Raw genomic sequence first — 3,496 nt, forward strand, 5'->3', positions numbered from 1 at the left:
ATATCAAATTTAATTATACACAATCAATCTCTAAATAACAAGCGGTTTTTTCGGGATTTAAAAAAAGATTCAAAAAAGACATCGTACACAGATGCACGATGTCTTTTTTGCGAAATACATGAATTACTGCTGCGGATTCTGCGGCGGCTGATTCATCGGCGGCTGGTACTGCGGATACTGTCCGTTTGCCGGCTGCTGCGGATATTGGCCGTTCATCGGCTGCTGATACTGCGGCTGCTGATATACCGGTTTTTGTTTGATCAGACCCACTGCTTTGCAAGCGATCGACGAGAACACCGGAATGGAAGCGTCCTTGCCTTTTGCCGTCTGTACAATTCCGATGATAACGAACACCAAAACAGCAATGGAAACGAGCCAGTTCAGCCAGGAGAACACATCGCTTACGGCGCTGCCCACGAGCGGAATGTAAGAGAATACGCGGTTAATGATCGAGAGGACACTGCTGACTACCGATGCAAAAATCGAAAGGCAAAGTGCCTCGATGGTTTGTCTTGTGAGCCATTCATCTTTTTCTGTTGCAATGACAAAGCCTAACAGCAAAGCGCCAAGCAGCACTTGACCCAAAAATGCCAGAACAAATGCCAGCACAGCATAGAACCACAAGCAAACGCCAAATTTGCCTTTTTTCATAAAAAAGACCCCCAAACTATAATTTATTATCTCGATTATAGCACATCAACACAAGACCTGCAAGAACGCAGCAAAGATTTTAATGACATTTTTCGCATCCGCAGTGAAACAAAACATCTGCAATCGATTCAACCACACGCGAATCATCTTTGGTAATGCCCAAAGAACGCGTCAATTCACCCGGAATTCCGTCCAAAAAACGCGCACGCGAAATGTTTGCATCATATAAGCTTGAAAACACCGCACGAATGAGTCCCTCTGCAATCAAACGGTCATATTCACCGCCAATGCATACCAAAACGCCTTCCTCACCGCAAATCTCATATAATATATATGCGGCAGGTGCATCGTTTTCAAACACAGCATAGCCAAACGAAGCCGATACACCTTCTTTTTGCGCCAGCGACTGTACGAGCTGTTTTTCACGAATCGGCAAAAACGCAATCATTTTCTGCCTCCCGCCTGCGGCTTAGAAATTGCGGTGCGGATTGCACGCAGTTCCTCTTTGGAAAGTTCGCGTACATCGCCGGGTTTGAGCATACCCAGGCGCAGCGGACCGATCGATGTCCGTTTTAAACGCGCCACTTCCAGTCCGACCGATTCGCACATCCGACGAATCTGACGGTTTCTGCCCTCGTGAATTGCAATCTCACAAACCACACGGTTCGGCTCTTTTGTCAGCACGCGCACATCTGCCGGCGCCGTAATGCGGCCGTCCAGATACACGCCTGCGGAGAGTTTTGCCGCCTGTTCATCTGTGATATCCGGGCGTACTGTCACACGATACGTTTTGGTCACATTGCGCGACGGATGCATCAGATCGTTTGCGAATTTGCCGTCGCTTGTAAAGAGCAAAAGTCCCTCAGAGTTTAGGTCGAGCCGTCCAACCGGAAACACACGCACCGGAAGATCATGCGGCAACAGTTCTGTCACACAGCGGCGGCCGCGATCGTCCGACATCGACGTCAGATAGCCGCGCGGCTTGTGCATCATCAGATAGAGATGTGTTTTTTTGCGTGCGACGAACACCCGCTCGCCGTCCACCGTCACAAGATCCTTCATCGGATCAATTTTTTGACCGATCAGCGCCGGATGACCGTTGACTTTGACACGTCCCTCTTCAATCAGCACCTCTGCCTTTCGGCGGGAACAAACGCCGTTATCTGCCATCATTTTCTGAATGCGAATTTTCTCCATAATAAAAAACCTCCTGCCGTTTCACAACGGGAATCTCATACCAATACAAGTGTATCGTACTAAAAACTAAGAATAATGTCAAGGAAAAGCCAGCCGGCGCGCTATCTTTTGCAAAAGTCCGTACAAAACTATACATCCTGCGCAAACGGTACTGTGATTTTTCTACACAACCGACAGTTTCTTTTCATTGATATTTATTTATCAAAATGATATACTGAAATTAGGAAGATATTGTATCTTCATTAAAACACTTGAAAGAAGATGATACCAATGTGCATAGCTTTTTAACATTCAATTATCAAAAATAATTTTGAACTTATTTAAGAAAGCGAGGAATAAAAATGAAACAACAATTTTATCCAAAGAAACGATTATATTCTTTTATTAGTATTCTTTTGGTTTTTACCGTACTTTGTTGTATGATCCCTTCACCCGCACTCGCCTCTTCTTCTCCATATACAGATGCTCTTCAAAAAGCAAATTCCCTGAAACAAATTATTATATCTGACGTTCCAGACTGCACATGGACAGAAAATACTGTATGTGCAAACACATTTCCGTTATATGACATAGACTTAAATGTAAATGGATATGTGTTTGAGTTTGAAACCAACGGCTCTCCATCAGGATTTATTCAAATTGATCTTTCCACAGGAGAAGCAAGATTAGATAGTTATTGTTTCAGCGGTGTCCATACGTCGAATATTATGAAACAAGGAAAAAAGAATCTCTCTTCAAACACAAAAACCATCTATTTAGGCGGATATTCATATTTGACAGAACAACCAAGTACACCATTTTCGTTGACAAAATCTTATATGGATCTTTACACAGGCGAAACATTGTCACTTGACACACAGGTAAAAGCAGAAATCCGTGAATCTTATGATCAGTATGTTGCAAATAAAGTGAGTATGAATCGGGCTTCCGCACCCATTCAACCTTTAGGAACAAACACTGTAACAAAGTTTGTTTCCGGATATACTACAGCGATTGCTTTTGAAACATATACCTCTGTAGGCGATACGGTCAATAAAAACACTTGTGCACCGATTGCCGTCACAAATATTTGCAAATACTGGGATTTATGTAAAGGCAAAAGTGCCTTATACACCGCTGGTTCCACATATACTGCTTTAAAAAACGCAATGGGACCATACTCTATCGGAGGATGTGACCCATCTAAAGTAGAACCGGCATGGAAAAACTATGTTTCTTCTAAAGGCTATACACCTTCTGTTTATACTTTTGATAAAGAGGGACAACGGGAAATCTCTTTTACAACTTACAGAGAATTTATCGATTGGAATCGTCCATTTTTATATCATGCTGACTGGCCAGGAGACCATGCAGTCGCCGCCTTTGGCTACCAATATATTGAGGTGGAAAATACAATTATTATAGCAGATGCATATCATGCAACTTGTGTATATAAAACATGGTCTTCATTAGGACATAGTTGGTCTTTACATGAGCAAACCTGTGCATGTGTCGTTCCCCTTTAATTTTTATCTTCAATAAGATCCGAAAGAAGGTGCTTCCCATGACAAAAACAAACAAACGAAATCTTATCATTGTCGCCGTTGTTTTGTCGGTCGCATTGATCGCAGCAGTCTGCGTTTCCGTCTTTTTCCCGAAAACAACGATT

General features: G+C 43.0%; 4 protein-coding genes. 1 reads left to right on the top strand and 3 read right to left on the bottom strand.

The genetic code is table 11. The features are described from left to right. Positions 1-123: 123 nt before the first annotated feature. The 3 genes from H6A12_RS12880 to H6A12_RS12890 all read right to left on the bottom strand — a co-directional run bounded on the left by H6A12_RS12880 (position 124) and on the right by H6A12_RS12890 (position 1,848). On the bottom strand, positions 124-651 hold the full coding sequence (locus tag H6A12_RS12880) for a hypothetical protein (RefSeq protein ID WP_204448410.1): 528 nt from the start codon (positions 649-651) through the stop codon (positions 124-126). Between the two features lie 79 nt (positions 652-730). Continuing rightward, the gene (locus H6A12_RS12885; protein ID WP_204448411.1) at positions 731-1,099 is read right to left on the bottom strand and encodes a hypothetical protein; all 369 of its coding nucleotides are present in this window, start codon (positions 1,097-1,099) and stop codon (positions 731-733) included. Next, positions 1,096-1,848 (bottom strand): pseudouridine synthase, encoded by a 753-nt coding sequence (locus H6A12_RS12890; RefSeq protein WP_204448412.1) that lies wholly within the window; start codon positions 1,846-1,848, stop codon positions 1,096-1,098. Before H6A12_RS12890 ends, H6A12_RS12885 begins: the two co-directional genes overlap by 4 nt. Before the next feature lie 341 nt (positions 1,849-2,189). On the opposite strand from H6A12_RS12890, the gene H6A12_RS12895 reads away from it, so the two are divergent. After that, entirely contained in the window at positions 2,190-3,353 is a 1,164-nt protein-coding gene (locus H6A12_RS12895; RefSeq protein ID WP_204448413.1) for a hypothetical protein, read from the top strand. The last annotated feature ends 143 nt before the right edge of the window (positions 3,354-3,496 follow it).

The organism is Merdimmobilis hominis, assembly GCF_016901855.1.
Classification (GTDB): domain Bacteria; phylum Bacillota; class Clostridia; order Oscillospirales; family Ruminococcaceae; genus Paludihabitans.